This is a genomic window from Pseudomonas sp. 203-8 (assembly GCF_020708595.1).
GTDB lineage: Bacteria > Pseudomonadota > Gammaproteobacteria > Pseudomonadales > Pseudomonadaceae > Pseudomonas > Pseudomonas aeruginosa.
The window spans coordinates 118,286-145,169 of sequence record NZ_JAJFDF010000003.1; the positions used below are offsets into that span (position 1 = coordinate 118,286).

At 61.7% G+C, this 26,884-nt stretch carries 21 protein-coding genes; 4 read left to right on the top strand and 17 right to left on the bottom strand.

Annotated elements, in window-relative coordinates; all coding sequences use genetic code 11:
* The first annotated feature begins 41 nt into the window (after positions 1 to 41).
* Positions 42 to 449 carry an ester cyclase gene (locus LJF27_RS07325; protein WP_003145185.1) on the top strand — a complete coding sequence of 136 codons (408 nt, stop codon included), beginning with the start codon at positions 42 to 44 and terminating at the stop codon, positions 447 to 449.
* A gap of 27 nt (positions 450 to 476) precedes the next feature.
* On the opposite strand, the gene LJF27_RS07330 is transcribed toward LJF27_RS07325, so the two are convergent.
* The gene (locus LJF27_RS07330; RefSeq protein ID WP_023116665.1) at positions 477 to 3,764 is read right to left on the bottom strand and encodes an acetyl-CoA carboxylase family protein; all 3,288 of its coding nucleotides are present in this window, start codon (positions 3,762 to 3,764) and stop codon (positions 477 to 479) included.
* Between the two features lie 204 nt (positions 3,765 to 3,968).
* Between LJF27_RS07330 and LJF27_RS07335 the strand changes: the two genes are divergently transcribed.
* Complete coding sequence (locus tag LJF27_RS07335) at positions 3,969 to 4,889, top strand: LysR family transcriptional regulator (protein WP_003082907.1); 921 nt, start codon at positions 3,969 to 3,971, stop codon at positions 4,887 to 4,889.
* Positions 4,890 to 4,904: 15 nt separating this feature from the next.
* On the opposite strand, the gene LJF27_RS07340 is transcribed toward LJF27_RS07335, so the two are convergent.
* Positions 4,905 to 5,246 carry a hypothetical protein gene (locus tag LJF27_RS07340; RefSeq protein WP_003082903.1) on the bottom strand — a complete coding sequence of 114 codons (342 nt, stop codon included), beginning with the start codon at positions 5,244 to 5,246 and terminating at the stop codon, positions 4,905 to 4,907.
* 80 nt (positions 5,247 to 5,326) lie between these two features.
* On the bottom strand, positions 5,327 to 5,959 hold the full coding sequence (locus LJF27_RS07345; protein ID WP_003159906.1) for a response regulator: 633 nt from the start codon (positions 5,957 to 5,959) through the stop codon (positions 5,327 to 5,329).
* Between the two features lie 145 nt (positions 5,960 to 6,104).
* On the opposite strand from LJF27_RS07345, the gene LJF27_RS07350 reads away from it, so the two are divergent.
* Positions 6,105 to 7,727, top strand: coding sequence for a two-component system sensor histidine kinase (locus tag LJF27_RS07350; RefSeq protein WP_025921065.1), 1,623 nt, complete (start codon positions 6,105 to 6,107; stop codon positions 7,725 to 7,727).
* Positions 7,728 to 7,753: 26 nt separating this feature from the next.
* On the opposite strand, the gene LJF27_RS07355 is transcribed toward LJF27_RS07350, so the two are convergent.
* Both LJF27_RS07355 and LJF27_RS07360 read right to left on the bottom strand, forming a co-directional pair.
* Positions 7,754 to 8,170 carry a hypothetical protein gene (locus tag LJF27_RS07355; RefSeq protein WP_003082897.1) on the bottom strand — a complete coding sequence of 139 codons (417 nt, stop codon included), beginning with the start codon at positions 8,168 to 8,170 and terminating at the stop codon, positions 7,754 to 7,756.
* Between the two features lie 15 nt (positions 8,171 to 8,185).
* A complete protein-coding gene (locus LJF27_RS07360) occupies positions 8,186 to 8,440 on the bottom strand; it encodes a hypothetical protein (RefSeq protein ID WP_010792040.1) in 255 nt (84 codons plus the stop codon).
* A 505-nt stretch (positions 8,441 to 8,945) separates the two neighbouring features.
* Between LJF27_RS07360 and cysC the strand changes: the two genes are divergently transcribed.
* Positions 8,946 to 9,536: an adenylyl-sulfate kinase gene (gene cysC, locus LJF27_RS07365; RefSeq protein ID WP_017002019.1), complete on the top strand. Its 591-nt coding sequence runs from the start codon at positions 8,946 to 8,948 to the stop codon at positions 9,534 to 9,536.
* 56 nt (positions 9,537 to 9,592) lie between these two features.
* Here the strand turns inward: cysC and LJF27_RS07370 are convergent, their stop codons facing one another.
* The 12 genes from LJF27_RS07370 to LJF27_RS07425 form a co-directional block, all read right to left on the bottom strand.
* The gene (locus LJF27_RS07370; protein WP_016851843.1) at positions 9,593 to 10,837 is read right to left on the bottom strand and encodes a sulfotransferase family protein; all 1,245 of its coding nucleotides are present in this window, start codon (positions 10,835 to 10,837) and stop codon (positions 9,593 to 9,595) included.
* Complete coding sequence (locus LJF27_RS07375) at positions 10,838 to 12,610, bottom strand: glycosyltransferase family 4 protein (protein WP_025921064.1); 1,773 nt, start codon at positions 12,608 to 12,610, stop codon at positions 10,838 to 10,840.
* A complete protein-coding gene (locus LJF27_RS07380) occupies positions 12,607 to 13,821 on the bottom strand; it encodes a glycosyltransferase family 2 protein (RefSeq protein ID WP_170943110.1) in 1,215 nt (404 codons plus the stop codon). Before LJF27_RS07380 ends, LJF27_RS07375 begins: the two co-directional genes overlap by 4 nt.
* A gap of 5 nt (positions 13,822 to 13,826) precedes the next feature.
* Complete coding sequence (locus LJF27_RS07385) at positions 13,827 to 15,311, bottom strand: glycosyltransferase family 4 protein (protein WP_016263722.1); 1,485 nt, start codon at positions 15,309 to 15,311, stop codon at positions 13,827 to 13,829.
* A gap of 96 nt (positions 15,312 to 15,407) precedes the next feature.
* Positions 15,408 to 16,136, bottom strand: a complete 729-nt coding sequence (locus tag LJF27_RS07390) for a glycosyltransferase family A protein (RefSeq protein WP_003112407.1) — start codon at positions 16,134 to 16,136, stop codon at positions 15,408 to 15,410.
* 16 nt (positions 16,137 to 16,152) lie between these two features.
* The gene (locus tag LJF27_RS07395; protein WP_031630081.1) at positions 16,153 to 17,709 is read right to left on the bottom strand and encodes a sulfotransferase; all 1,557 of its coding nucleotides are present in this window, start codon (positions 17,707 to 17,709) and stop codon (positions 16,153 to 16,155) included.
* A 146-nt stretch (positions 17,710 to 17,855) separates the two neighbouring features.
* Positions 17,856 to 19,124, bottom strand: coding sequence for an ABC transporter ATP-binding protein (locus LJF27_RS07400; protein WP_070869187.1), 1,269 nt, complete (start codon positions 19,122 to 19,124; stop codon positions 17,856 to 17,858).
* Between the two features lie 19 nt (positions 19,125 to 19,143).
* The gene (locus tag LJF27_RS07405; RefSeq protein WP_010895560.1) at positions 19,144 to 20,268 is read right to left on the bottom strand and encodes a glycosyltransferase family 4 protein; all 1,125 of its coding nucleotides are present in this window, start codon (positions 20,266 to 20,268) and stop codon (positions 19,144 to 19,146) included.
* A gap of 23 nt (positions 20,269 to 20,291) precedes the next feature.
* Positions 20,292 to 21,305 carry a UDP-glucose 4-epimerase GalE gene (galE, locus tag LJF27_RS07410; RefSeq protein WP_016263724.1) on the bottom strand — a complete coding sequence of 338 codons (1,014 nt, stop codon included), beginning with the start codon at positions 21,303 to 21,305 and terminating at the stop codon, positions 20,292 to 20,294.
* Between the two features lie 147 nt (positions 21,306 to 21,452).
* Positions 21,453 to 23,258 (bottom strand): hypothetical protein, encoded by a 1,806-nt coding sequence (locus LJF27_RS07415; protein WP_023103311.1) that lies wholly within the window; start codon positions 23,256 to 23,258, stop codon positions 21,453 to 21,455.
* 518 nt (positions 23,259 to 23,776) lie between these two features.
* Entirely contained in the window at positions 23,777 to 26,056 is a 2,280-nt protein-coding gene (locus LJF27_RS07420) for a type II secretion system protein GspD (protein WP_017002027.1), read from the bottom strand.
* The gene (locus LJF27_RS07425; protein ID WP_025921061.1) at positions 26,040 to 26,531 is read right to left on the bottom strand and encodes a hypothetical protein; all 492 of its coding nucleotides are present in this window, start codon (positions 26,529 to 26,531) and stop codon (positions 26,040 to 26,042) included. Before LJF27_RS07425 ends, LJF27_RS07420 begins: the two co-directional genes overlap by 17 nt.
* Positions 26,532 to 26,884: the final 353 nt, after the last annotated feature.

The following is a 26,884-nucleotide window of genomic DNA, read 5'->3' on the forward strand; positions in this document are numbered from 1 at the left end:
GGTCTGGCTCATGCCGCCCGGACAGCTCGAAGGAGACCCGCATGACCCGTGACCGACTCGCCGAGCGCTACCGCGCCTACATCGACTGCCTGAACCGCCAGGACTGGGCGCGCCTGGGCGACTTCGTCCATGACCGGGTGCGCTACAACGACGTGCAGATCGGACTCGACGGCTACCTGCGGATGCTCGAAGGCGACTTCCTGGCAATCCCCGACCTGCGCTTCGAGATCGAACGCCTGCTCGTCGATCCGCCGGGCGTCGCCTGCCGCCTGCACTTCGACTGCACACCCGGCGGCCGGCTGTTCGGCATCCCGGTCAACGGCCAGCGGGTACGCTTCGCCGAGAACGTCTTCTACGAATTCGAAGACGAGCGCATCGCCGGCGTCTGGTCGGTGATCGACAAGGCGGCGGTCGCCGCGCAGGTTCAGGCGACGCCGCCGTCGTCCTGAGGCGCCAGGGCACTGCGGGTCGACCATCTACCAGGTATCCACGAACGGCCGCTTGCGCCCCGCCCTCGGCGCCGGTTCTCCGGCGACGGCCAGGCCGCGCAGGAGCCAGGCGCGGGTCTCCGCCGGGTCGATCACCGCGTCGATCTCCAGGTAGCTGGCCATGTTCAGCGCCTTGCCGTTGCGGTAGGCCTTGTCCACCATGCCGCGGAACAGCGCCTCGCGCCGCTGGGGATCTTCCTCGGCCGCCAGCTCCTTGGCGAAGCCCAGCCGCACCGCGCCTTCCAGGCCCATGGCGCCGAACTCGCCGCTGGGCCAGGCGACGGTGAACAGCGGCGAATGGAAGCTGCCCGCCGCCATGGCCTGGGCTCCCAGTCCGTAGCCCTTGCGCAGGACCACGGTGAAGAACGGCACCGTCAGGCTGGCGGCGCTGACGAACATCCGCGAGACGTGGCGCACCGTGGCCTGTTTTTCCGCCTCCGGGCCAACCATGAAGCCAGGGGTGTCGCAGAGCGAGACGATCGGGATGTCGAAGGCGTCGCACAACTGCATGAAGCGCGCGGCCTTGTCGCCGGCCGCGGCATCGATGGCGCCGCCGAGATGGCCAGGGTTGTTGGCGATCAGGCCGAACGCCCGGCCCTCGATGCGCAGCAGCGCGGTGACCAGGCCGGGAGCGAACTGGCGCCGCAGTTCCAGCACGCTGCCCCGGTCGGCCAGGACCTCGATCGCCTGGCGGATGTCGTAGGCACGCAGGCGGTTCTCCGGCACCAGGTGGCGCAACTCGCGCTGGTCGGCGCAACTCCAGTCGGCCAGCGGGCCCTGGAAATAGCCGAGGTAGCGCCTGGCCACCGCAACTGCTTCGGCCTCGTTCGCCACCAGTACGTCGATCACTCCGTTAGGCCCCTGCACGCCCGTCGGACCGACCTCCTCGGCGGCGAAACGGCCCAGGCCGCCGCCCTCGATCATCGCCGGGCCGGCCATGCCGATGGTGGCGTCGCGGGTGGCGATGATCACATCGCAGCAGCCCAGCAACGCGGCATTGCCGGCGAAGCAGCGACCGGAGACCACTCCCACCAGCGGCACCAGCCCAGAGAGCCGGGCCATGCCGACGAAGGTATGGCAATCGAGGCCGGCGACGCCGACGAAATCGGTATCGCCCGGGCGCCCGCCGCCGCCCTCGGCGAACAGCACCAGCGGCAAGCGCCACTGTTCGGCCAGGCCGAGCAGGCGGTCGGTCTTCTTGTGGTTCATCACCCCCTGGGTGCCGGCGAACACCGTGTAGTCGTAGGCCAGTACCAGGCAACGCGCGGCCTGCACGCCGAAGCTGGCGGCCCCCACCGTACCGGTGCCGGCGACCAGGCCATCGGCGGGGCTCAGCTCCAGCAACTCCTCGGCGGAACGCCGGCGACGCTGGGCGGCCAGGGCGAAACCGCCATATTCGCTGAAGCTGCCCTCGTCCAGCAGGTCGAGCACGTTCTCCCGCGCGGTACGCTGTCCGGTCTTGCGCCGCCTGGCAAGCGCCTGCGGACGACGCTCGTCGCCCAGCGCTGCCTGGCGCTCGAGTACCTCGGCGAGATCGGCGCGGATATGCGCCAGGTCCAGCGCCTGTTCGGTCGGTGCCTGCTCGTCGTCATCCTCCGTCGGTTCAAGGAACAGCAGCGTCGCGCCCTCCTCCAGAGGCTCCCCGAGGCTCGCCGCGAGCCGCCGGACGATCCCCCCGCCGGGTGCCTTGACCTCGAACTCCATCTTCATCGCTTCCAGGATCGCGACCCGCTGGCCGGCACGCACCCGTTCGCCCTCGGCCACTTCCAGGGCCACCAGCACCCCGCTGCTCGGCGCCGACAGCGGCAGGCTGCCGAGTGGCGCCTCGACCCGCGCAGGCGCGGCGTCCTCGGCGAGCGGGCACTCGGCGCGGAGCCGCGGATGGCTCGCCGGGATAGGCGCCAGCAGTGTCTCCAGGTGGCTTTCGACGAAGCGGGTGTCGACCCGGTTGGCCTGTACCGCCGGATGCAGCAGAAGGTTGCGCAGCAGGTCCAGGTTGCTCGCCACGCCCTCCAGGCGGAATTCGCAGAGCGCCCGGTAGGCCCGGCGCAACGCGGCGGGATAATCCGCGCCGCGCACGACCAGCTTGGCCAGCAGCGAATCGTAGCTGGGGCTGACCCGATAGCCGGCATAGCCGTAGCCGTCCACCCGCAGGCCGGGACCGCTGGGCGGTTCGTAGGCGCCGATAGTGCCCACCGCCGGACGGGCGCTGCCGTCGACCGCCAGGGTCTCCAGGTTGATCCGCAGTTGCACCGCGCAGCCGCCGATCGCCGGCGGTCGCTCCAGGCCGAGGGCGGCAAGCTCCATGCCGGCGGCGAGACGCAACTGGGCGTGCAGCAGGTCGACCCCGGTGACTTCCTCGGTGACGGTGTGCTCCACCTGGATACGCGGATTGGCTTCCATGAAATAGAAGTGCCCGGGGCGCTCCTCGTCGACCAGGAACTCGAAGGTACCGATCCCCCGATAGCGCACCGCGCCGGCCATGCGCAGGGCGCAATCGATCAGCGCCTCGCGGGTGGCCTCCGGCAGGTCCGGGCTGGGCGCGATCTCCAGCAGCTTCTGCTGGCGCCGTTGCAGGCTGCAATCGCGCTCCCAGAGGTGGCTGACCGCACCGCTGCCGTCGCCGAGCACCTGCACCTCGATGTGCCGCGCCCGCGCCACCCGTTGCTCGACGTATAACTCGTCCCGGCCGAACGCCGCCTGCGCCTCGGCACGGCAGCGGCGGTAGGCATCGGCCAGTTGCGCAACCTCCTCCACCGCGCGCATGCCACGTCCGCCGCCGCCGGCAAGAGCCTTGAGCATCACCGCGGCGCCATCGCCCAGCCCTTCCAGGAACGCCTCGGCCTCTTCGACGCTGACCGCGCGGTTGATCCCGGCCACCAGCGGCACCTCCAGGCGCTCGGCCAGGGCACGCGCGGCAGCCTTGTCGCCGAACAGGTCGAGCACTTCCGCTTGCGGCCCGACGAAGTGGATGCCCGCGCGCTGGCAGCGCCGGGCGAATTCGCCGTTCTCGGCGAGGAAACCGTAGCCCGGATGGATCGCCTCGCAGCCCTGCTCCAGGGCCAGCGCGACCAGCCGATCCATGTCGAGATAGGCCGCCACGCCACGGCCGGCCAGCGGCAGCGCGACATCGGCCTTGCGCACGTGCAGGGACGCGGCATCGTCTTCCGCGAACACCGCCACCGAGCGGATACCCAGGTCGGCGCAGGCGCGGGCGATGCGAATGGCGATCTCGCCGCGGTTGGCGATCAGCAAGGCGTTGAAGGGAGCGGTCACGGCAGGTTCTCCGGGGAGCGGGTCAGGCGGCCGGCGAAAGGAGCTGGCCCGGCGGCGCGTTGGTCATCGTCGCAGGCATCTTAGGCAGCCGAAGGAAGCGGCAGAACTGAGGCTTATTCATCGACATCCATGAAGCCTATGCATGGTTCTATCGGCGAGCATGCCTGCTAGGCTGGCGCCTTCCCCAGACAGGCGCGCGCAAACATGAATCAGCCACATGAATGGTCGCCCCTCAGCCGTTTCGATCTGAACCTGTTCCGGGTCTTCGAAGTGGTCTATCGAGAACGCAACCTGACCCGCGCGGCGGGCCTCCTGCATCTCAGCCAGTCGGCCGTCAGCCACGCCCTGGCGCGCCTGCGCGACCAGCTCGGCGACCCGCTGTTCGTCCGCCAGGGGCGCGGGGTTGCGCCGACGCCGCTGGCCGAGCGACTGGCGCCGGGCATCCATGACGCCCTCGCCGGCCTGCACCGCAGCATGAATCGCTGCCAGACGTTCGACCCTCGGCGCGACGCGCGGACCTTCCAACTGAACATGCCGGAGCAACTGGAGCCGCTGGTGCTCCCGGCGATCCTCGCCCACCTGCGCCAGGCCGCGCCACGCATCGAGATACGCTGCAACAGCCTGCACTGGGCGGACCTGAAGGCGGAACTGGGCGCCGGACGCATCGACCTCGCCATCGAGATCGCCCGGCCCACCGACGCCGCCCTGCGCCGCCAGCACCTGCTCGACGACAGCCTGTGCGTGATGGCCGGGCCGGGCTTCGCCGGCGACCTGAGTGCGGAGGAGTACCTGGCGGCGGACCATGTCGCGGTGACCTCGCGGCGACGCGGCATCTGCATCGAAGACCTGGCCCTCGGCCACCTCGGCCTGACCCGCCAGGTGCGCCAGCGCTGCCAGCACTACCTGTCGGCGGCGTTGCTGGTGGCCCAGGGCGGCTACCTGCTGACCCTGACCCGAGGCTACGCCGAACTGATCAACCGCGGCCTGGGCAACCGCCTGCTGCCGATGCCGCTGGCCCTGCCAGCGGTGACTCTGAATCTCTACTGGTCGCGCCAGGCCGACGACGAAGCCGGCAGCCTCTGGCTGCGCGGCGAACTGGCGGAGCTGGCGACGCGCCTGCGCTGAGCGCGGGCGCTGCGACTAGGGCTTCGCCGCCTTGGCGCGGGCCTTCTGCAGCCACTGCCCGGCCTTCGCCGAACACTCCGTGACATAGGTCGTATCGATCGCGCAGCGCTCCCCGGTGGCCTTGAGCAGGTAGGCGGCATCGGCTACCTCGTAGTCGGTGTGCCGGCGCGGCGTACCGTTCGCCTGGGATTCGCGTTCGTCCTCGCGGATGTCGCAGTACAGCGCATTGCTGCGGGCGAACAGTTCTAGGCACTCGGCATCCTTGCCCAGCAATGGGTTGGCGCTGTCCTCGGCGGACTTGGAGCAGCCGCCGAGCAGCAGGCAGGCGCAGGCAATCGTGGCAAGCGGGCTACGCATGTGTCCGTTTCCTTGGCCATGGAGAGTGCGCCATTAAAACAGCCCCGGCGCCTCGGCGCACCCGCGGCGTGCCCATGGTGCTACTCCGCATCCCCCTGCCCCAGCAGCGCCCGGTACTTCACCGCCGCCGCGGTCCGCGACGGCACGTCCAGCGCCCGCAGCAGCGACGACACATGGATGCGCACCGTGTAGTGGGAGATGTCCAGGGCGCGGCCGATCTCCTTGTTGCTCTTGCCCTGGGCCAGCAGGCGCAGGACATCCAGTTGGCGCTCGGTGAGCCCCTCCAGGCCCGGGCTGGGCTGCAGCGGCAGGAGGCCGGAGGGTTCGTAGCGCACCAGCACTTCCCCGGCGCGGATGGCCAGAATCGCCTGGCCGAGTTCCTCGGGCGCGATGCTCTTGCCGAGGAAGCCGTCGGCCCCTGCGTTCATCACTTCGCCGATGAGCTGCGGGTCGTCGACCATCGAGACGACGATCAGGGTGGTGCGCGGGAACCGGCGGCGCAGGTCGGCGAGCATCTCGATGCGGGTCAGGCCGGGGAAACGCAGGTCGAGGATCAGCGAATCGGGCTGCTCGCCTTCGCCAGCCAGGCGCAGGACCCCGGCGAGGTCGCCGGCCTCCTCGATCCTGGCCTCGGGCAGCAGGCGCTGGAGGATACTCAGCATGCCCTCGCGAAACAGCGGATGATCATCGGCGACGATGATGCGGCCAGTCATTCTTGTAGTCTCCAGGAGTCGCAGTTTCCGCCGCGCATGCTACCTTAGCCCGCTACCGCCGTGCCCACCCTTCGTTCGTCTTCGTGACGAAGGGGGCGAAACAGAGGAAAAGGCGCGCGGCGCTACCATGCACACGGAGGTGCACATGAAGTTCGAGAAGAATACCGAGCTGGACCAGGCCAACCTGCGACTGATCGTGGCCACCTGCGCGATTCTCTACGTGGTGCTGATCGGCCTGCTGCCCGGCCTGAAGGTCGAGACCTACCTGCCGATCGTTGCCTACTACGGCCTGTTCCTGATCGCCTCCATACTGCTACGCCAGGCCATCGTGCGCTGGCCGGGGCACTACCCGGCGCGGCGGATCTTCTGCATGCTGCACGACTACGCCGGCACCTCGTTCGGCCTGATCGTGGGCGGCGAGGCAGCGCTGCCGCTGTACGCGGTGATGGTCTGGATCAACCTGGGCAACGGCATGCGCTACGGCTCGCGCTACCTGGCCATCGCCACCGCCCTGGCGCTGCTCGCGCTACTGGTCATCTATCGACTGACCCCGGCCTGGCAGGCTCAGCCGTTCATGGTGCTGATGCTGATGACCACCAGTACCGTCATTCCCTTCTACGCGCACCTCCTGCTGGAGCGCACGCGCAAGGCCACCGAGGAAGCGTTGCAGGCGAACCAGGAGAAATCGCGCCTGCTGGCCCAGGCCAGCCACGACCTGCGCCAGCCGATCCACTCCATCGGCCTGTTCACCGCCTGCCTGCGCGACGCCCGCCTGGGCGACGAGGAACGGCGCCTGGTGGACAACATCGACCGCTCGCTGCTCAACGTCTCGCAACTGTTCCGCTCCATCCTCGATCTCTACACCCTCGACAACGGCCGGCTCCAACCCAAGCAGGAGAACGTCCACCTGGGCGAGTTGCTGCGCGACCTGGTCCGGCGCAACGCCGAAGCGGCGCGCTGGGCCGGGGTGGAACTGCGCCTGCGCCCTTGCCGCCTGTGGACGCGAACCGATCCGGGGCTGCTGTCGACCATGCTGCAGAACCTGCTCTCCAACAGCCTCAAGTACGCCGCCGAGCGCCCGCTGCTGATCGGCGTGCGGCGGCGAGGCGACGGCCTGGCCGTAGCCATCTACGACCAGGGCCGGGGGATCGCGGAGGAACACCTGCCGCGGGTGTTCGAGGAGTTCTACCGGGTACGCGAGACGCGCGACCGCGACGTCGAGGGAATCGGCCTGGGGCTGTCCATCGTCCGCCGCCTGGGGCAGTTGACCGGGATCGAGGTGACGCTGCGCTCGCGGGTCGGACGCGGCACCGCGGTGACCCTGCACGGCCTGCCGGCGGTCGCCGCGCAAGCCCTGCCCCGCCGCGACGATCCCCTGCAGGCCGGCCTGCTCACCGGCTTGCGGGTGTGCCTGGTGGAAGATGATCGCAACGTCCTGCGCGCCACCTCGGCGTTGCTCGAACGCTGGGGCTGCACGGTCCAGGCGGAAACCGAGGCGGACGGCTGGCGAACCGATTGCGACATCCTCGTCGTCGACTACGACCTCGGCCCCCACGCCTCCGGCGTCGAGTGCATCGAGCGGGTACGGCGGCAACGCGGAGAGGCGATACCGGCGCTGGTGATCAGCGGCCACGACATCGAGCGTATCCAGGCCAGCGTCGAAGACACCGACATCGCCCTGCTCTCCAAGCCCGTGCGCCCCACGGAATTGCACGCCACCCTGCGCGCCCTGCGCGAGCGCCCGGTGGCCGCCAGCCACGCTTCCTGAGACAAGGCAGGTCGAGGAGCTCAGGCCTACGGCGGGCCGTACTTGATGCCGGCGCAGCCGTGGGACAGCAGCAACTCGCCGTCGTCGGCCTCGAACTGGGTGATCCGCTTGCTCTTGTCGACGGTGACGGAAATGATGCAGCGATTGGGGTGGTTGACGGTATCCCAGTAGTTGGTGTTCACCATCACGTTGCCCTGCATCTCCGAGCTGGAGCCCACCACTTCATAGCGGGAATAGCTGGTGTCGGTGTACCACTGCATCACCACCTGCGAGCCGTCAGCGGTGCGCTCCATGTTCTGCGGCGTACCGAAGAAGGCTATCGCTTCCTCGGCGGAACGGCCCTTCCACTGGCTGCGGGCGTAGACCTCGGGCAGCGTGTCCATCTGGATACAGCCGCCCAGGGAAAGCGACGCCAGTAACGGCGCGATGAATATCCGGCGCATGGGTTGACTCCGTGTCTAGGGGTTCTTCGGCGGGTTGCCAGGCAGCAGGTCGAAGGTTCGCAGGCCCGGCGCGGCGTCCTGCCCGGACGCTTGCGCGCGGTTCGCCTGCTCGGCCACGGCCATTCCGCTCTGTGCGCCGACGGGTTTCCTCGACGCCGCAAGCGAACGCCCACCGGCAGAGAACGACTCGCGCGCCGGCTCGTCGCCGCTGCCGAAGCACCACCAATCGCTGGCCTCCGGGCCGGTGGCGAGTACGGATTGCCGAGTCATGGTTCCTTCCAAGTCGCGTGCGTCCTGCACAACCGGTTTCCGCGAAACGCGGGGATCAAGGGCGGGACTATAGCGTCGCGGCGAAGAAGCTCGAATAGCACAGAGGTACTATTTTCTCGGCTCGTCCGATCGGGAAGTCACCTGCGGTGAGTTCCGGTCGAAGCTGCGCCATTCCATCGACCAACTCTGCGCCCCGGAAAACGCTGGATGCGTTCCCCTGCTTTCTCGGTCTCCAACAGCACCCTCGCGACCGAACACTGCACGGCCATGGCTGGAAGACAAGTGAAACCAGCCACTTGCTTAAATACCTAAGGGAAAGAACATCCTACTGAAAATAAAGAAATTTCTTATACGCACTTATTTGGCGCAACGTTAACTTAACTAACTGCACAAACACGCCCTGACCGCGCATTAGAAGAAGTACCGGCCCCCAACGGAATCCAAGTCCAACTTCGGGAGGCCCCCCTTCCCATGCAGTTAACCAATCCTCCAGGCAGAAACAGCGATGAACCCTCGTGAACATGGAAAACGATCGATCGATAACGAGACACGCAGTGCGCTCAAGCACCAACGCCCAGCGGTCGTCTGGCTGACCGGGTTGAGTGGTGCTGGAAAATCCACTATTGCGAATGCCCTGGAACTAGCGCTTTTCGAACAGAAGAAACATACGTTTCTCCTGGACGGCGACGATCTGCGCCTTGGCCTGTGCCGAAACCTTGGCTACAGCGACGAAGATCGCACCGAGAACATTCGAAGAATCGCGGAAGTGGCAAAAATCCTGCTGAAAGCCGGCCTTATCGTGATCGTGGCAACCATCTCGCCATTTTCGCGAGACAGGAACCTCTCTCGGGAACTTATCGGCATCGAGCATTTCATTGAGGTCTTTGTCGATACGCCGCTCTCGGAATGCGAGAGAAGAGATCCCAAAGGCCTGTACAGGAAAGCACGCTCGGGCAAGATCGAAAACTTCACCGGGATCGACTCGATCTACGAAACGCCCGCACAGCCGAACATAACGATCGATACACTTTCAGAAGACCCCGACCTGGCGGTGAAGCGAATCATTTCCTACCTGGAGACGAACCAGCCAGCCTGACAAGATGACTGGGCCTGGAGGCACGAACCGTCCGCAGCCCCACTTCCAGCTTGCGCTCAGGGGCACCCTGTCTCGCTGCCGAACAGACGGGACAGGTTTCGCAAGGGTTTCGTGAAACGCCAGAAGCGACTGTCCAATATAGCCAACAAACGGGCGTGAGTATCATCGCGATCTACCTGCGTGCGCCGTAGCAAGTTGTCCGTTTCGGCGAGATTGCGCTGAGCGGAAGCAAGCTCTTCGCGACACGCCGACAATCGCCGAGAAAGTTCCCGCATGGCTCGTTCGTTCTGTTCGATCCGAGCACCGGCCTCAAGCAAGCGATCTCTCAGTCCATCATTCAGTTGCCTCTGTGCGGTACAGCTCATGGCCAGGTCAGCCACCTGCTCGCTGAACCGCGTCATGCTCTCGTTGTGGGACGAAGCCGATTGCCAGAGTTGCCTGTCCAGTTCCCCCACGTACTCCAGCAACGGCATCGCTCTGCTGAATTCCCGCTCCAGGCCCTTCCACCCTTCGATGTCGAACCGGTCCACGGCAAGCTGCTGCAGTGCCTCGTGCACCTCGAGCAGCGCCTGAAAGCTTCCCGCTGCGGCAGCCAACGCGCTCGCATCATGGGATGAGTGACGCAATTCGACATCCAGGACATCACCGACGAAGCGGGCGCAAGCCGACTCGTCCACCGGCAAGGAAAGTCGATGGCCAATACGGCCCAGTTCCTGTCGCGGCAGAGCCAGCAATCGATCGTAGTCGACCACCACGGCCCCCTTGTGGAGCGCCCACTGCATCGAGCGACAGGAATGTTCGTACCAGAGCATCAGGCTCTTTTCCCGACTCAAGTGGTCACGGGCAGCAAGAGACTCCGCGACGCTAAGAGGATGGCGAGCCGCAATGACATAGTCGACCCATAGCCCCAATGCATCGAACGCGGCTTGCCAGATCGGCATCAGACGCGGCATACGCGGATCCTTGATACCCAGCAGCGCCTTGCCTGCCAGTAGCTCAGTCAAAAGCGCCATGGCCTGCTGGACGATCTCTTCGAATCGCTCGACGCCCAACACCCGGCGACTGGACAACCCGACGTCGCCCGACGAAAACCCGCACAGGGACAGGACTCTGTCATTGAAAGCCACCAGGCGGGCATCTTCCCAGTATCCCTTGGGGTTGTCCGGCCTGGGTGGGATCAGATTCTCGCCAAACTCGACCCCGAGCGCCTCGAGTCCGGCGGAAAGTACGCTCGTACCGGAGCGATGCATGCCGAGAATCACCACCACCCTGGGCTTCATGGATGAAACCTCCCTATTCATTCAGTGCTTCCTGATCTTTTGCCAAAGCGCCTTCGCCCCGAATGTGCGCAAGAAGAACACCCCCTTCGCGCATCGCTCCAGGAATCTTGAAAAACGGCCGTGCTTCTGGATATCCAGCCGGCAGCGCAATCCGTTTGCCAGTCGGTAGGACGCCCATTGCATGGACAGCCTGGCCGCCCCCAGGGCAGGCACCGGACTATCCGTGCAAACGCCGCATGGAGTCGAAACCGGCACGCGTTCCAGCAACTCCCGCAAACGCCGCTCGAAAAGAGACAAGGTGAATGCTTCGCGGATGCGGCGTGCGGAGTTCTGCCCCATCCGCCTCAGCATTTCCGGTTCGCGCATGAGGCTCTCGAGCCTAGCGGCGTAATCCCTGGCCTCTCGTTCGGCATCGCGCCGCGGAACAAGGAAGCCGCAGTGGGCAGAGACCAGTTCTGCGTGACCGCCGACATCGGCTGCGACTATGGCCATTCCGCACGCCATCGCCTCGTAGAGAACCAGTGCGATACCTTCGCCGGCCGATGGCAGGAAAAATATATCGGAGGCCTGGAACAACTCGCGCAACGCAGCCTCGTCCTGCCAGCCCAGCATCCGCACCCGCCCGGCCAAGCCATGGCGCCGGAGGTCGTTCCGCAGCTCCCCTGCCAGCTCGCCATCGCCCAGTACCAACGCGACGAAATCACTACCACGGCGCGCCAACTCGCCAAGGCTGGCGGCAAACAGCTCCGGTCGCTTCTGCGCGCAGAGCCGCCCCGCATAGGCGATCACTACGCACTGCGGAGCTATTCCCAGGCGCGCCCGGACCTTCGCGCGCGTCAGGCTGTCGGGTTTCCACGAGTCCACATCGGCGAACCAGTGCAACACCTCGACCTTGCTCGCCTCGACGCCACGGTCGAGCAGCCAGTGGCGCAGGTGCCCGGATACGACCCAGTGCCTGTCCAGCAAGGCAGTGCATCGAGCGGCTCTACCCGGATGGCCGCCATCGTCCCAGCCCTCCTCCATATGATTGAGGTCGACCACGGGCAGGCCCGGGTAGCGGGTCCGGACGTACCCCAGCACGTCATAGGCGAATGCAGAGTTGGAAAGCAGCATCAGGTCGGGTTGTCGACTGTCCACCAGATAAGCAAGGAAGCCGCAAGCTTTCTCGGCAGACAGAAAGTCCGGAAGCACCCAGACATCCGCAGTGAGCGCGGTAAAACGATCCCGCCACCGATGCTCGGCCGCCAGGCTGGCGACCACCGTCAGCATCCAGCCCTCCCGGGCCAAGGCTCGAAGCAGATCCAGATTGCAACGATCCGCTCCGCCTGGCTCAAGCCAGGGCGCCAGCAGCAACAGGCGCTTTCCCGGGGCCTTAGGCAAGCTCCCCGGCGCCAGCATGGCCGACGAGCAAGGCTGCCTGCGCCCGTTCAGCCTTGCGCCAATACGGCCCTCGGGCAACGACCTGCGACTGACGAAGAGGTCGCCGCGTCGCGCATCTTCGCGGAGTTCGACCCACGGCAGGGTCGGTCGGGACAGCAGGAACCAGATCGCCTCTTCCAGAGCAGTCGCCCTCAGGGCTGCCGGTGCTCGCGGCAAGTACAGTACCGCCATCCCCTCTACCGGAAGACAGTCACTGTCCACTCCTGGGCAATGAATCCAGCGCCAGCGTTTCAGCGTCTGCGTCTCGAGAAATGCGGCGATTCGTTCGAGCTCCTCCACGCTGCAATCGCAGGCCGTGAGGATGGACAGCAACGGCACGGCATCGGCGACGGGACCTCGCGAAAGAACCTTCACCACGCCGTCCTGCCCACGGAAAACACCTTGGAGATTCCGCGGGTCCGCCTGAAGTTATCGATGAAAGCCGACCATTGCCGCTCGTGCAGCAGGTCGTCCAGCCAGTAGATGGCGCTCGCCCTCTCCAGCAGCCAGCCCGGGAGTTTTCGGCACCCACCGGCAATGACGAAAACCGTCGAGGACGCTGGCAGCTCATCGAATTGTCGACGCCATGCGTTCCAGTCCTCGGTGAGCGGCGCGTCGGCCACCACGGCTACCGCATCGGATATGACGGCGTTGTATTGGTCGGCGCGGGAGAGGTTGAGCAGAGGAGGATATGCCCAGCAGTCGTAATAGCCTTGCCGCTGCGCTCGAAGAAATGGACTCCCTCGATAGAAGCGAGGATGGCGAGTCCGCATGCGCTTGTAAGAACTCAAGGCATGACGTTTGCCGGTCTCCAGTCTGGAGCCGACCTGGCGGTGATAGAACAACAGGGGTTCCCTGATCAGCCTGCCTCGCACCCCACATCCGACCAGGGCGATCCAGAAATCCCAATCCTCGAACTGTGCCTGCCTGGCTTCGTCGAAACCGCCTACCGCCAGCCAGTCATCGCGATGAAAGATCGCGGAGACACAGAACGGATTGAAGTAACGCAACAGTCCGGGATGAAAGCCGGCGGAACGATGCAGCCGATGCTCCTCTCCCACCACCTGGACCCAGCTGTACGCCAGGCGGACGCCAGAGTTTCCCTCCAGCAAGACCAGGCACTTTTCCAAATAGGTGGACGCCAGCCAGTCATCCGCATCCAGGCAGCAGATATAACGCCCCCTCGCCCGCGCCACACCGGCATTCCGCGCGGCGGATGGCCCACGATTGGGCTGGCGCAGGATCGTCATGCCAGGCTCCTGGAGAGCCTTGAGGAGGCTCAGGGTCGAAGGGTCATCAGAACCATCGTCGACCAGAATGATCTCGAAGTCCTGGAAGCTCTGCCGAGCCAGGCTATCAAGCGCGCGCCTCAAATACCTCCCATGGTTGAAGCAGGGAATGACCACGCTCAGCAGGGGCTTCTGCGGATCCCACGGAGTGGCGTGCCCGGAATCCTGTCGGAGCGCCGAGGCCGAACCGATATCGAGGACAAGATGGACCAGGTGCCTTCCCTTCTCTCCCAGCCACGAACGAAAAGCAGGCGGTAGGGAAAATATCAAGCGCTGCAGAAAATGGGCCGACCTCACGCCCTTCACCTGGACACCGGTTCGGTTTCCATGGAGACCTCTTGCTCAGGCCGCACGCCCCCAGGCAGGTAGCCGGGTATGTTCCTGGCCGCATCCCTGAATGCGGCCCAGCCATGACGTCGCGTCAGCAACTCGCGGGCGCGTTTCACCCGTCTCGCCGTCTCCCCGGGATTGCCCAGCGCACTCCTGATTGCCCTTGCGAACTCGCCGGCATCGGCGTCAGCGCCGACCAGATAGCCCGTTTCGGTATTCAGGAACTCAGCGATACCCCCGACGTCGGGGGCGACTATGGGCAGCCCTGCAGCAGTGGCTTCGAGCAGGATGTTCGGCAAGCCGTCATAGCGAGAGGTATACAGCAACATCGCATATCGCCCCTGCCGAGCCAGGGCCTGGAAGGAGTCGTAACGCCCATGAAGCCTGACATTCAGCAGGCGTCGCAGCTTCCTCTGAGTTTCTCCGCTGCAAGCAGGATCGACCTCGCCGTGGACTTCGAACAGGTATTCGGGAAGCGCCAGGGCAATCTCGTAGAGCAGGTCCGGCCTTTTCTGCGGCGAGATACGGCTGGCCCAAAGAATCGTCGAGCCTGCGGTCGGAATCGCCTCTGCATGGTCGCTGGCGGGAAAGTAGAGCCCATGCATGAGCTCCGGCGGAATGCCGTCCCGCTCGTGAATCTGTTGGAGGAAGGTCCGGTTATCCGAAAGCAGGCCCGCCAGGTGCATCCAGGACCGTGGGAGGAACTCGCTGGCATAGCCGCAGCGAACCGCATTGCCGTCCAGGTCGTCGCAAAAGACGCTGGCGTAAATCCGCTTACCCTCGAACGTCAACGTCTTGCCATGCCGCTCGAGCAGTTCCCAGGCCAGTTGCGAGTTGATGATGTGGATACTCCTGGCAGGACATTGCAGCAAAAGGCGCAGCAGTACCAGGCGCCGGTCCTCCTCGCCAAGCAGATTGCCCAGGCGTCCGAACTCCACCACCCGAACCTCCGCCGGAAGCCGGTTGAGCCAGGGAGACACCACATCCCGCGTGACCACTACCGTCACCTTCACGCCCATCTCGGCGCATAACCGCACATGATGCAGGATTCCCAGGTCAGCGCCACCACGCTGCAAATGCGGGACGAGGAAGACCATATCCGGCGCATATTCGATGAAGTCCGCCAGACATCCCCGGTACAGTTGCGCCGGTCCGTTATCTATCGGGGCCTTCCAGGAAGTGAAAACGCGCAGCTTCGCCGCCGAGGGATACAGGGCAGGCTCGATCCGGGCCAACGCCTTCATTTCGTCGACTATCCATGGCGGCAGCGCCATCGGAGAGGGTGACGGTACGACGACTGCCTCCTTGAGCAACCAGCCCTTCAAACGGTCGCAGACCAGTATGAAGCGTTGTAGTTGGCGCTCGGAGAGCACCCGCCGCAACGATCCAAGAATAGGTGGATAGGCTGTGCGAGCGAAGCTGGCCGCACGAGCTTTCAGTCTGCCGTTCAGGCTCATCAGGAAAGTTCCACTTGGTAGAAGTGCTGGATGCTCGGCTCATCGATGCGGGGCTGCCGCGGCAGGCATGTGCCTCCCCGGCCCCAGAGAAGCCGGCTAGTGATCGAAACACCGTCCATCGAAGAATCGTCCGGGGCGAACCACTGCGTTCAGCGCGCCCATGGCGGCCAGCATCGATGCTTCCTTGCGGCGATAGAACAGGCAGGTGCCGCTAGCCAGGGTGTGCTTCCGACCGGACGCAATCACCTCGAGATTCCAATGCCAATCTTCATAACCGAAGCCGGATTTCCCGACTCGGGTCTCCAGGTATGGAAGCTCCTGGAATACGGCTTTCTCGGCTACGGCAACGGAAACCCATGGGTGATGCTTGAAGCAACTTTCCACGGGATAGTCTTCGCTCAGTTGATCTACCGAACGCCCCAGCAAATGGCAGGCTCCATGGCTCACCGTGTACTCGGGATGGACCACGACGCCATTGCCCTTCTCGGATACCACCTGCAGGGCTTCGACCAACCAGTTCGCCGAGCAGTAGTCGTCGCCATCCAACACCCCCACCGTGGACGCATCCGCGCTATCGATCCCGGCGTTCCGGGAAAGCCCGAGATCACCATGCTCGACCTGAAGGACCTTGTCGCCCTCGCGCAGGATCGGATGCTGCCTGACGATTCGCCGAGTCGTTTGCGAGGCGCGGTCGAGCACCGCCACCAACTGCACGGAAACCCCATGGTGCGACGCAAATTCACGCATGCGTTGAAAACCCAGCAGGCTCCAATGCGCCAGCACGTCTTCCGCATGGAAATTCATGATTAAACTGATATCCAGCATAAGGGTTCTCCCGGTTCTACAAGACGTAGTGGAATCGCTCGGCAACGTCGCAGACTATGTTGGCAACCAGCTCCTGCTCGTCCGGCGCCAGCCCCTTGCTCCACACCGCAGGCTCGTCGAAAGGCAAGGGGCGGTTGTTTCGCAGAGCGGCCAAGGTCGTTTGCGGCGCCTCGACGAAATCCTCGTAGCGCAACAACTGGACGTAATCCCCGGCGTCCTCCAGTTGCAGTGCCAGGTAACGCCACCACAGAGCACGCCGGACAGCTAGGTGGTCGGTATCGGCAATGGCCAGTAGTGCCTTGCGCTGCCATCCCGTGAGAGCCAGGTCATCGGGACATCCGAACGGCTGGCGTTCGACGGCAGCCTGGCGCAGGTGCTCGAAGGTGTTCGCCCAGGAGTTCAGGCTGTCGTAGGGATGACGGATGGTTGCGATCAGCAACGCCGTCGGCATGACCTTGCGAATCAGGGGCAGCCGGGCGATATAGGCAAGCGTGTTCTTCGTTCCCAGGTGAAACGAAGCCCCCCGCACCTCAGCGAAATAGTCGCTGGACTGATCGTTGCCCCTGGCAGTGTCGTCGACCAGGCGGCCATTCACATGCTTGTTCGGCACGGGCCTGCCCGCCAGGATGTCGCGACGTAACTCTGCGTAGTAGCGTGGCAGTCCCCAAGGAAGAGGCGAGAGTTTCAGCGCTTCGAATACCTGAGGAGGTTCATTGAGCACCACGGTGTCGGGCTGCTGGGAGAGCAGACGGCATAGATGGCTGGTTCCGCTCCGGGGAATCCCGGTGATCACCAGGTCCTGTCCGGCCTCGACAGTGCCGGTGGAATCACCTTCCGAAAAAGCCAGCCGAGGTGCAGGAGCCAGGATCGCCTTCTTCCAGTTGGCATCCAGCGCAAGCACTTCGCGCAGCTCAGGGAAACGCTTGGCCAGTTCGTCCAGTTCGGCCCATAGCGAACGCTCGCTGACAAGTGTGTCGAGAGAATGGTAGTGGCAGAAGAAGGGTGGTAGGGACGCAGCGGATAGCGGCTTGATATGAAGCGGATAATTGAACCGTTCGCTGAGCGCTCTCGTCTTGTAGTTCAACGCGTGCAGAGCGACGGGTAGCGTCAGCTGGTCCAGCCAGGGCATCTTGTTGGTGATCAGCGGATCCGCATGGACGCGTTCGGCGAGCCTGTACCAGACTTCGGCGAAACGCCTGGCATCACGTACCAGGATAAAGCCAGCGTTATAGTACGCAGGCATCGCTTCCCCGGAACAAGTGGTCACTACCCGATCTCCAGGCAATGCCGATCCCGCATGGGCGTATATGCGTTCCCAGTAATCGTTCTGTTTTGCCACCAATGCCATATCGGCAGGTTTGAGTGCCGCATCGAAACGACAAAGCATGTCAGCTTCGAATGCATCGACACAGATCATGTCACTGTCGAGAAACAACGTATGCCCAACAGCCGGCCCCAGCGCCAACGCCGCGAACTTGTTGCCTATTGGATACTCTGGCCCGAAAGGACTATCCATAGGCAAAAGAGGAATGCCCAAACGCTCATATAAGCGCCGGGATGCATCGCTTGGCACACCCCAGTCAGCCTTTCCCGATGGACATGCGGCAATGATATCCATGGAAAAGCCAAAGCGTTTGCGTAGAGAAGCCGCCAACACGGCAGACTTGATTTCCAGCTCGCCGGCGTGGACGACGAATACCATGGTCAAAGACGATGACTTCATTGGGTAGCCCGGGTCTCGCAGCAGAACGGAACCGGCTCGAATGCTCCATGCAGATTCACCACTGCATCGAAGCACTTGGGCGAATTGAAGACCCTGAATATCGCCGCATTGACCTTTTTATCCATGAGTTCGCAAACGGACTCCGACAAAGAGTTCTCCAGACGAAACGTCAAGGCGTATTCGCCGGCCTGCAAGTCGCAGTCGAAGCTGATACGTGTTCTCAAGCGCCCGTCAGGCTCGACATTCAGAGCCTTGCCCAGCAATAAATTGTTTATGCCATAGAGGTTGTAACCGCGCTGGTCACGGATAGTCAGGGTGATTTTTGGGTGCTCCGGGACGGGTAGGTCAAATTGCACAAGTACCTCGACCCAGACACGTTCGCCCGAATCGAAGTAATCCCGGGCTTCGTCAAGTACACCCATACGGATGGATAGAAACCTGCCCTGCCCATTTCCATATGCAATTACCGAGTTCCCGTGTTCGCCAGAAGCGATCAGGCTTCCTGAGCGGACTTCCGCCCGCTGTGTCTCTATACTGTCCCGCAGATAGAGTTCCGTGGCTGTTTCACAGTCGCCATCGAATATCACTCTACCTTTGGATAGATAGATCGCTCGACTACAATAACTCTTGATCAACTGTATATCGTGGGAGACCAGCAGGATGGTGATGCCTTTCAGCAGCAGTTCTTCAAGCCGGTTCAGGCATTTGAACTGAAACGCGGCGTCACCTACCGCCAGGGCCTCGTCCACGATCAGCACATCGGCATCGACATATGCCGCAATGGAGAAAGCCAAACGCACGAACATACCGCTCGAATATGTTCTAACCGGACGATCGATGAACTCACCGATATCGGAAAACTGGATTATCTCGTCGAGGCGTTCAGAAATCTCCTGCTCGCCCAATCCAAGAAGCATGGCATTGAAGATTATGTTTTCCCTGCCGGTGTACTCCATGTTGAAACCGGCCCCCAGCTCCAACAATGCCGCTACCCTTTCTGGGCGAACCACCTGTCCACTCGTAGGGCGCAAGGTACCCGCAAGTATCTGCAGCAAGGTGGACTTCCCGGAGCCGTTGCAGCCGATTACTCCAACAACCTCCCCAGGAAAAACCTGGAAACTCACATTCCGCAGAGCCCAGAATTCCGAATAAAATTTCTTTCTCTCACCCCAGATGGCCTGCAACATCCTTTGATGAGGAGCCCTGTAGACTCTAAAACCCTTGCTTATATCTACGGCCGCAAGTACCGGCGCATTACCCTTCATACAACTCACAGCCAGATCCCTACAACGCAGAAAGCATCGTATTGTTTATCCTGAAAACGTCATAGCGCTGTTCCGCCAGCGATCTACTGGCTTCTCCCATACGTGCGATGAGCGAAGGCGACTCGATGAACTTCAACATTGCCGCGGCTAAACTCTGCGGACTCTTGATCGGTACCAGAAATCCATTGAAACCATCCAGTACCGTTTCACGACATCCCGTCCAGTCAGTCGTTATCACAGGCTTCCCCAGGGACATGGCCTCCTGACTACTTCTCGGCACACCTTCTCTATAATAGGAGGGCAGCACGAATACACTCGTATTGGCCACCCATGCCTTGATGTCATGCACATGGCCAGGCCACTCCAACAAGCCTTCGGCTACCCACTGGTTCATTTCCTCCCGTGAAACCTTTCCTGGATTACTGTCGACGCCTCCCAAGACCAGAAAACGCGCGAGCGGACTACGTTTTCTAACGATTCTCGCGGCTTCCACAAAATCATAGATACCTTTCTCCTTGAGAAGACGAGCGACAAACACGAAAGTAATAGGCCGCAACACGGGAGAACTCGCGGCAAAATAATCAAGATCGACGCCTATACCCGGCAATATCAAGGCACGTCCCGTCTTGGCCAGCCGAGGGCTCACAAACAGGTCATAGTCATCCTGATTGAGAAGAAATACACGAGACGAGAACCGAAGGACCAACCTGATCGAACAGGTCACGACATGCCTAAGCAGCTTCCGTAGAAAATGGGTATAGCCTTCTTCCGAATAGATGAAACCAGCGCCTTCGATCATCGAATAGCGTAATCTGACGCCCGTCAAAAAAGCCGCGATACCACCGTAGATAACGGGCTTTATAAAGTAACTGAACACGGCATCGATCTTCAGCGCCCGCAGCTTGCAGATCAGGCTCAGGAGCGCGTGCAACTCCTGAAAGGGATTCATGCCCGCACGTTTCAAGCTGTAGGAAACCGGAATTGCTCCAAGCTCCGAAACTTGACGGCTTGTCACCTCGTCATAGTCTGGAGCGAAAGCGTAGACCTTCGCTCCTCGACGTACGACCTCACGAATGAAATCGCCACGAAAATTGTAGATTGAAAAAGCCTGATTGGAGATCAGCGCAAGGTTGCTAAAAGGCAACCCATCGACAACAGCGGCGTGATTCATGAATACCCACTCGGATTGGAAACCTGCCAGCGCCAGGCATCCGCAATCATGCATTCGAGGCCCAGCCCCGCCTTCCAGCCCAACTCTCGCTCCGCCTTGGAAACATCCGCCCAGCACTCGGCCACATCACCTGGGCGGCGACCGGACACCGTAAAGGGAATGCGCCTGCCAGAGACTCGCTCGAAAGCTTCGATGATCTGCAAGACCGAATAGCCGGTGCCCGTCCCAAGATTCCAAACGTGGTAGCCGTGCCCCTGCCGCAGGTACTCGAGCGCCCTGGTATGTCCTGCTGCCAGGTCGCAAACATGGATGTAGTCCCGGACTCCCGTCCCGTCGATAGTCGGATAGTCGCCGCCATGTACCGTCAACCGACTCAAACGTCCGACTGCAACCTGGGCGATATAGGGCAGCAGATTGTTTGGGGTACCGCATGGGTCCTCACCGATGAGGCCGCTTTCATGAGCACCGATGGGGTTGAAGTATCTGAGCACCGCGATGGACCAACGCGCATCGGAGCGAGCCAGGTCATCGAGCATGTGCTCGGCAGTCAGTTTTGTCCGGCCATAGGGACTGGCCACGCCTCCCACTTTCGAACTCTCGGATATAGGCAAGGTGCCAGGCATCTGATAGATCGTTGCGGAAGAACTGAAGACAATCTTGAATACCCCGACCCTCTGCATGGCGCGTAGCAGCGAAATAGTTCCCTGAACGTTGCTCTCGTAATACTCCAGCGGGTCATCAACGCTTTCTCCAACAGCTTTCAACCCCGCCAGATGAATGACCGCATCAACCTTCTCATCGATCAGCAGGCGCTCAACAAGAAGACTGTCTCTAATATCTCCCAGTACGAAGCCAACCGGATGCCCGGTTATTCTTTCCACTCGCTTTAGAGATTCCGAAGAACCGTTGACAAGATTATCCAGAACCACAACCTTGGCGCCTTGGCCTAAGAGTTCGACCAACACATGAGAGCCAATGAATCCTGCACCTCCTGTGACCAATACGCGCATCTCGCCTCACCTTGATACGTACAGAGCTGGGTTTTCAGGGGTAAGAACTCCCATCGAGCCCGTCTGTAACGCACTCTCTTTCTACTTACCCAGTGGAAAAGGAGGCGATCGAGGAGATCGCCTCCTTTGGCCTGCAGCTAAAGCGACTTAGTTGCGGTTGTTACCAGCCTTGTGGTTCTCCAAGGTGGACGAGCCATCTTCGTTGAAGTTGCCTTGGGTGGTGGAGGTCATGTTGGTGATGGTGCCATTGGCAGAGCGGATCAGGCCGAGCGCCTCGCAAGTTGGGAACTCGCCTTCCAGGACCAGACGTGCGCGACCGTTGGCACCGTTCCAGTTGGTGCCGTCGATACCGAAGGCCTTGGCTACTTCGGTTACGGTGTACACACCGGTTTCGTGCGCTTTCAGGGCGGTCTTCCCGCTCGAGTCGGTCAGGTAGGTGCTGCCAGTCGCCGGATAACGCTTACCGTTCTGGTCGAACAGTACCCCGCGCACCTTGCCGTCCCGACCATCGTCGCTGGTGTTGGTCAGACGAATGAAGAACTGGTCGGAAACATTGGAGCCAGGCAGATTGAACAGACTGGCGACGCAACTGTTCTTCCAGAACTCGTCGAGACGGTTGCCTGCAATGGTACGGTCGACATAGCGTACGTTCTCGAAGTCGACCTTCAGATCACCCACGTCGAAACGTTGCAGCGCCTGCATCGGCACGGTGCCGGAAGCCTTCACGCAGACGTTGTAGGTCTGGTTGATATTCGAGTTGTCGAACGATACCGGCAAAGTACCGTTGCCCTGCGCATCCACTACACCTTCGATGGCGGCAGAATTCCAGAGCTTGGCGGCAGACCCCGGATTGGCGGCAAAGGCGGAGCAGTTCCCGGTGGTCAGGCCGATGTCGCTGATCCCGTTGAAGTTACCCGACAGGGTGCTGGTCACCTTGTCGCCACCGGCGAAACCAAACACGGTTCGACCCGCTTCGTTGAGCACATCCGTATTGATGCCGAGCCGTACGGCGCCCAGACGCGCATAGTTGGCACCATAATAATCGGTGTTATCGCCACCGACGGACACCGTGGTATCGAAGGAGCGATCCTGATTGTTCAGGTTCAACGGATGCAGGACGCGATTCTGCCCATACTGGTTGGTGTTGAGAACGTCCCAGTAAACCGCGGGCAGCGAAGTGAAAATGGTCAGGGGCGGTGCAGAATCGTTATTCGCAGGGTTGCCGGCATCGGCGCCAGTGGTGGTATCGAACTGGGCGGAAACCGTGACCTGGAAACGCAATTCGTTCAGCGGGTCGTTCTGCAGGCTCACTTTCGGATTCCAGCTTCCAGCCACGAAGGTGGCATCGCCCTGAAGCGGAGCGCGCATGTTGGTGACCTTGGCAGGCTGGCTGTCCTGGCTGCTCGGCTCGCGGAAGTTGAAGAACACCACGTTGCCGCCGGTCGCGGTCTGCTTGATCATGTCGGCACCCGCCTGGTCGAGGCGCAGCTCAAGCGTGTTGTCAGTGGCGCCAGTGCCGCTGGTGATGACGAAGCCGCTACCCGCCGCCAGGGCGCCGATCTTGATCTGGTTGGCGGTCACGGCCTTGGCGAAGCGCACGACGGTACGACCAAGGGTCAGCTTGATGGTGTGGCCCGCAGCGGCATTTCCAGCCTTCACTGGATCGATGGTGTAGGTAACGCTGGGTAGGTCAAAGGTAGTTTCTTCGGACTTGTTGCCGAAAATCTCCTGAGCCAGGGTGATGTTGGCCGCCTTGCTGTCGAGGTTGGCACCATTTTCCACACTCTTGCCGACGACATAGTTGGCCTGTCCTGGTCCGTACTGCTCGGTTGCACCAGGCGAGTTCGCCTCCAGAGTGGGGCTTGTGGCAATAGCAACCACTCCGGCAGCGTTCGCGACTCCAGCAAACAGTGCCGAAGCTACAGCGGCGCTGAGTAGTGTTCTTTTGAGCATGAGAAAATAACTCCTTGAAGCGTTTATATTGAGCATTCCAGTCAAGTGTCCATCTTTGGACGACACGCTAATGATCATGTATCGGTAATCAACCAACACATCGACAGGCCTGACACCATGAATACTTCCAATCATTCCGGTGACACCGATCGAATTGACGCCCAGCCACTACATGAAGTGGCCACACAGGCACCAACGGATGGCTTTATATAATTGCCAAAGCACCTCAGCAATAGCAAAAAGTGCGTTTTCACCTCTTCCCATTTAATAAATGAATTTTCCTACGGAAGAAGGTAAAAATAAAAACTGTAAAATAGAGAAAATTCTTAAGAATATCCAAGCGATCACGAACAAACGTTTCTAAAAACCGGGTCACACCCAGAAGTAAAAGGCTACTTCTGAGCATTTAGAAAGAAGATTCGCAATAGATTTTTATGGATGGATACGGCCCGGAAAGTTCCAGGCCTATCGGGAAGCACGACGAGAGTCGTCTAGATGAGTGTTGCAGGCGACCGACCTCATTCCATACGGCAGGCGCCCGGTCTATCGGAGCAGGCCAGTGTCTTGCTCAGCATGGCGTGCAGCTTTTCCGTCACTTCCCTGGCATCGGCATCACTTTCCAGCACGTAAGGCTGGATCAACATGATGACTTCTTCACGGGTCTTCACGGCTTTCTGGCGTCCGAAGAGGAAACCGATCCCGGGAATGTCCTTCAGGAGAGGCACGCCAGCGTTGGAGTCCGTTATGTTGTCCCGAATCAGCCCCCCCATCAGCACCGACCCACCGCTTTTCAACGTAAGCGATGTTTCCAGCGACGTCCTGGAAATCTCCGGAGCGCTGATTCCTCCACCACTGGCCTTGCCACCGCCGCCGGAAGAACCGCCACTGTCGCTCAACTCCTGGCTGACCGTAAGATCGACCCGACTATCCGAGTAGACTACGGGGGCGACATTCAGAATTGTGCCGGTAGAGCGGTAGGCAATTTCATTGCGCAGGTTGGTGCTTCCAGCAGTGGTGCTGTCGTCATTGACCTGGGCCGTTGGGATAGGAATATCCCGACCGACATTGATGTTGGCCTGCTCGCCGCTCTTGACCAAGATACGGGGAGTGGCGAGTACCCGGACTCGTTGATTGTCCGCCATTGCCTGGATGGCTGCGGTATTGCCTCCGGCGGTGTTGATGACGTAGTTGAAACCTCCTTTCCCGGCGCTGCCCTTGCTTCCGGTCGAGGTCGCGCTATTGAAGCTGCCGTTGAGCATCTCCCACTCCACGCCCAACTCCTGGGTGTCGCTGAGACTTACGCTGGCCACCGTCACCTCGATCAATACCTGGCGGGCCGGCTTGTCCATTTCCCGGAGCAAGCCCTGCATCTGCTGCCAGGTACGCGCCGCTCCTCGGAACAAGATGGCGTTTCGATTCTCGTCCTCCACTATGGTGCCGCTGCCGCTGATACCGGCCGCCAAGCCACCGAGCAAACCGTTAGCACCGTCGCCCCCCACCAACGCGGCGGCACCTGCGGCTTGCAGCAAGGGAGCCACCGCCGGTGCCGCACCATCGTCTCCGGCGCGCCTGCCACCGCCAGATCGCTTGGAAGCGCTGCTTTGCAGTCCGGAGGTGATCCCGTAGGCACCCTCCCCGGCGAACCCCGATACCAATGCCCGCAACGACTTGGCCAGTTCGGTGACACGGGTATTGCGAGCTTCGTAGAAGAACAGTCCTTCCTTCTCCTCGCCGATACCTGCGGCAACCGCCATCGGAGCCCTGTCGACCTGCTGCGCCCACTCGCGCACCAAGTCGAGAAGTTGGCCATCGTTGGCGAAGACGATGAGGCCATTGGAACTTTCCAGCGGTACCAGCATTATGCTGCCGACCGCTTCGCCGATACCGACGCTGTAGCCTTGCGCCGCAATCACGCTCTTGAGTTGACTGGCCATGTCGGCAGCACTGACGAAGGCCGGGTCGATACGCAGGCTGTGACGTCCACGCATGAAAGGTTGATCGAGAAGGCGGACGGCTTCGGTGGCCTGGTTGACGATGGAAGACATGCCCTTGAGCATCAAGCCACTCCGCGCACCATCGGCCATCACGCTCAGGCCGGATTTTTCGTAGGCACTGTTCAACCAGGGAATCACATCCTTGGGGTCGACGCTGTGCAACGCCACGAATTGAAATACCGGCCGATAGGCAATCGGCACACTAGGCCGTGCTTCGCCACTGATGAGAATGGGCGGCTCGTCCGGGCTGAGCCCTACCTGCTTGATCTGGAAGCGATAGATATCGCCTTGGTGGAGTATCTCCACGCCGTAGTTGACGAGCACCTGGCGCGCGACTTCGTAGACCATCTGTGCAGTCTGCGGCTGTTCCAAACGAACGGTCACGCGATCAGTCTTTTCCTTCAGAGCGCTTTCGATCTCAAACGGCAAACCGAGGATGTTGCCGAATACCTCGTTGATGAATGCGGCAAGCTGCACGTCCTCCACGTTCAGACTGATGTCAGCCTTCTTGTCGTCGAGGATCGCCTTGTCCATTCGATCGACTACACCGCCTACGATCGACCGAGGCGATGTGGGCGTGCCACTGAACTCCGTCTTCGGAACAGCCAACGATGCCGGAGCTTTCTTTCCGTCGTCGCTCACCAGGGCTACGCCCTCGGTTGCCTTGGCTTTTTCCGACTTCGCGAGCAATGGTTCGGGAAACTGCAATGGGGAAGTACTGCAACCTGCCAATAGGGCCAGACAGACGACAATGGACAACGGGTGGCGCAAGAAGGCAAAGCTCGGCCTATGGCAAGGGTGCATACAGTTTCCTTTCAAAACCCTGGGTGTTCCCATCCTGCGAGAACGAGAAGCGGATTCCTTGTTCAGTGATGCTCTCCAGACGCTCGCCGCCAGGCAGAGTGGCGCCCGCCGCAAAACGCCGCAGAGGCCCCTCGGCGCTTTTGGCAACAAGGGCGAAGATGCCGCCTTCATCGCGGACAATGCCGCGTAGCAGCCAATCGACCTTGATTAGCGCCACTCCATCCACGCCCACCGAAACCCGCTTCGATTCAGCTTCGCGCTCCTCGTCCACGGTTCTCCCCCACCACGACATTCCAGCCAACTTGCCGACAACCGTCGTATCAACCGCAACGGACGGAACTTCCGCCAGAACCCACTTCCGGGCTTCAGGAGTGGGCAAGGCGGAAAGATCGGCACTCGGAGCAAAGACAAGTCCGGCAAAGATGGAAGCGACCAGAAGCAGAAGATTCCAGCGAGCAAAGGCATGAGGCGTCATTGGGTTTGCAAATGGCAGGATGGAAAGCGATGAGTTGAAGATGCGGGAAGTGTGGCATTTATAGAAAATTGAAAATCCTGAGTTAGAAGTAAGAAAACTCCCAACTTACAAGTCGTAAAACCCAATCATTTCGAGACTCCATCGCCAAGCACGCAAGGACCCGACCATTACGGCAGGCGGCACCGGATGGATAGGCAAACAGTGCAGTCGGTACGGGTAACGGCTTGCACACCCCGCGCAGGATTCGCGTCACTCGGCCAGGACTGTCACTGCACCGAGACGCCAACAGCGGCAATGCAACCGACATTCACCTAGCGAACTCGGCCAAGAGCAGGAAGGCGAACCGACTCCAC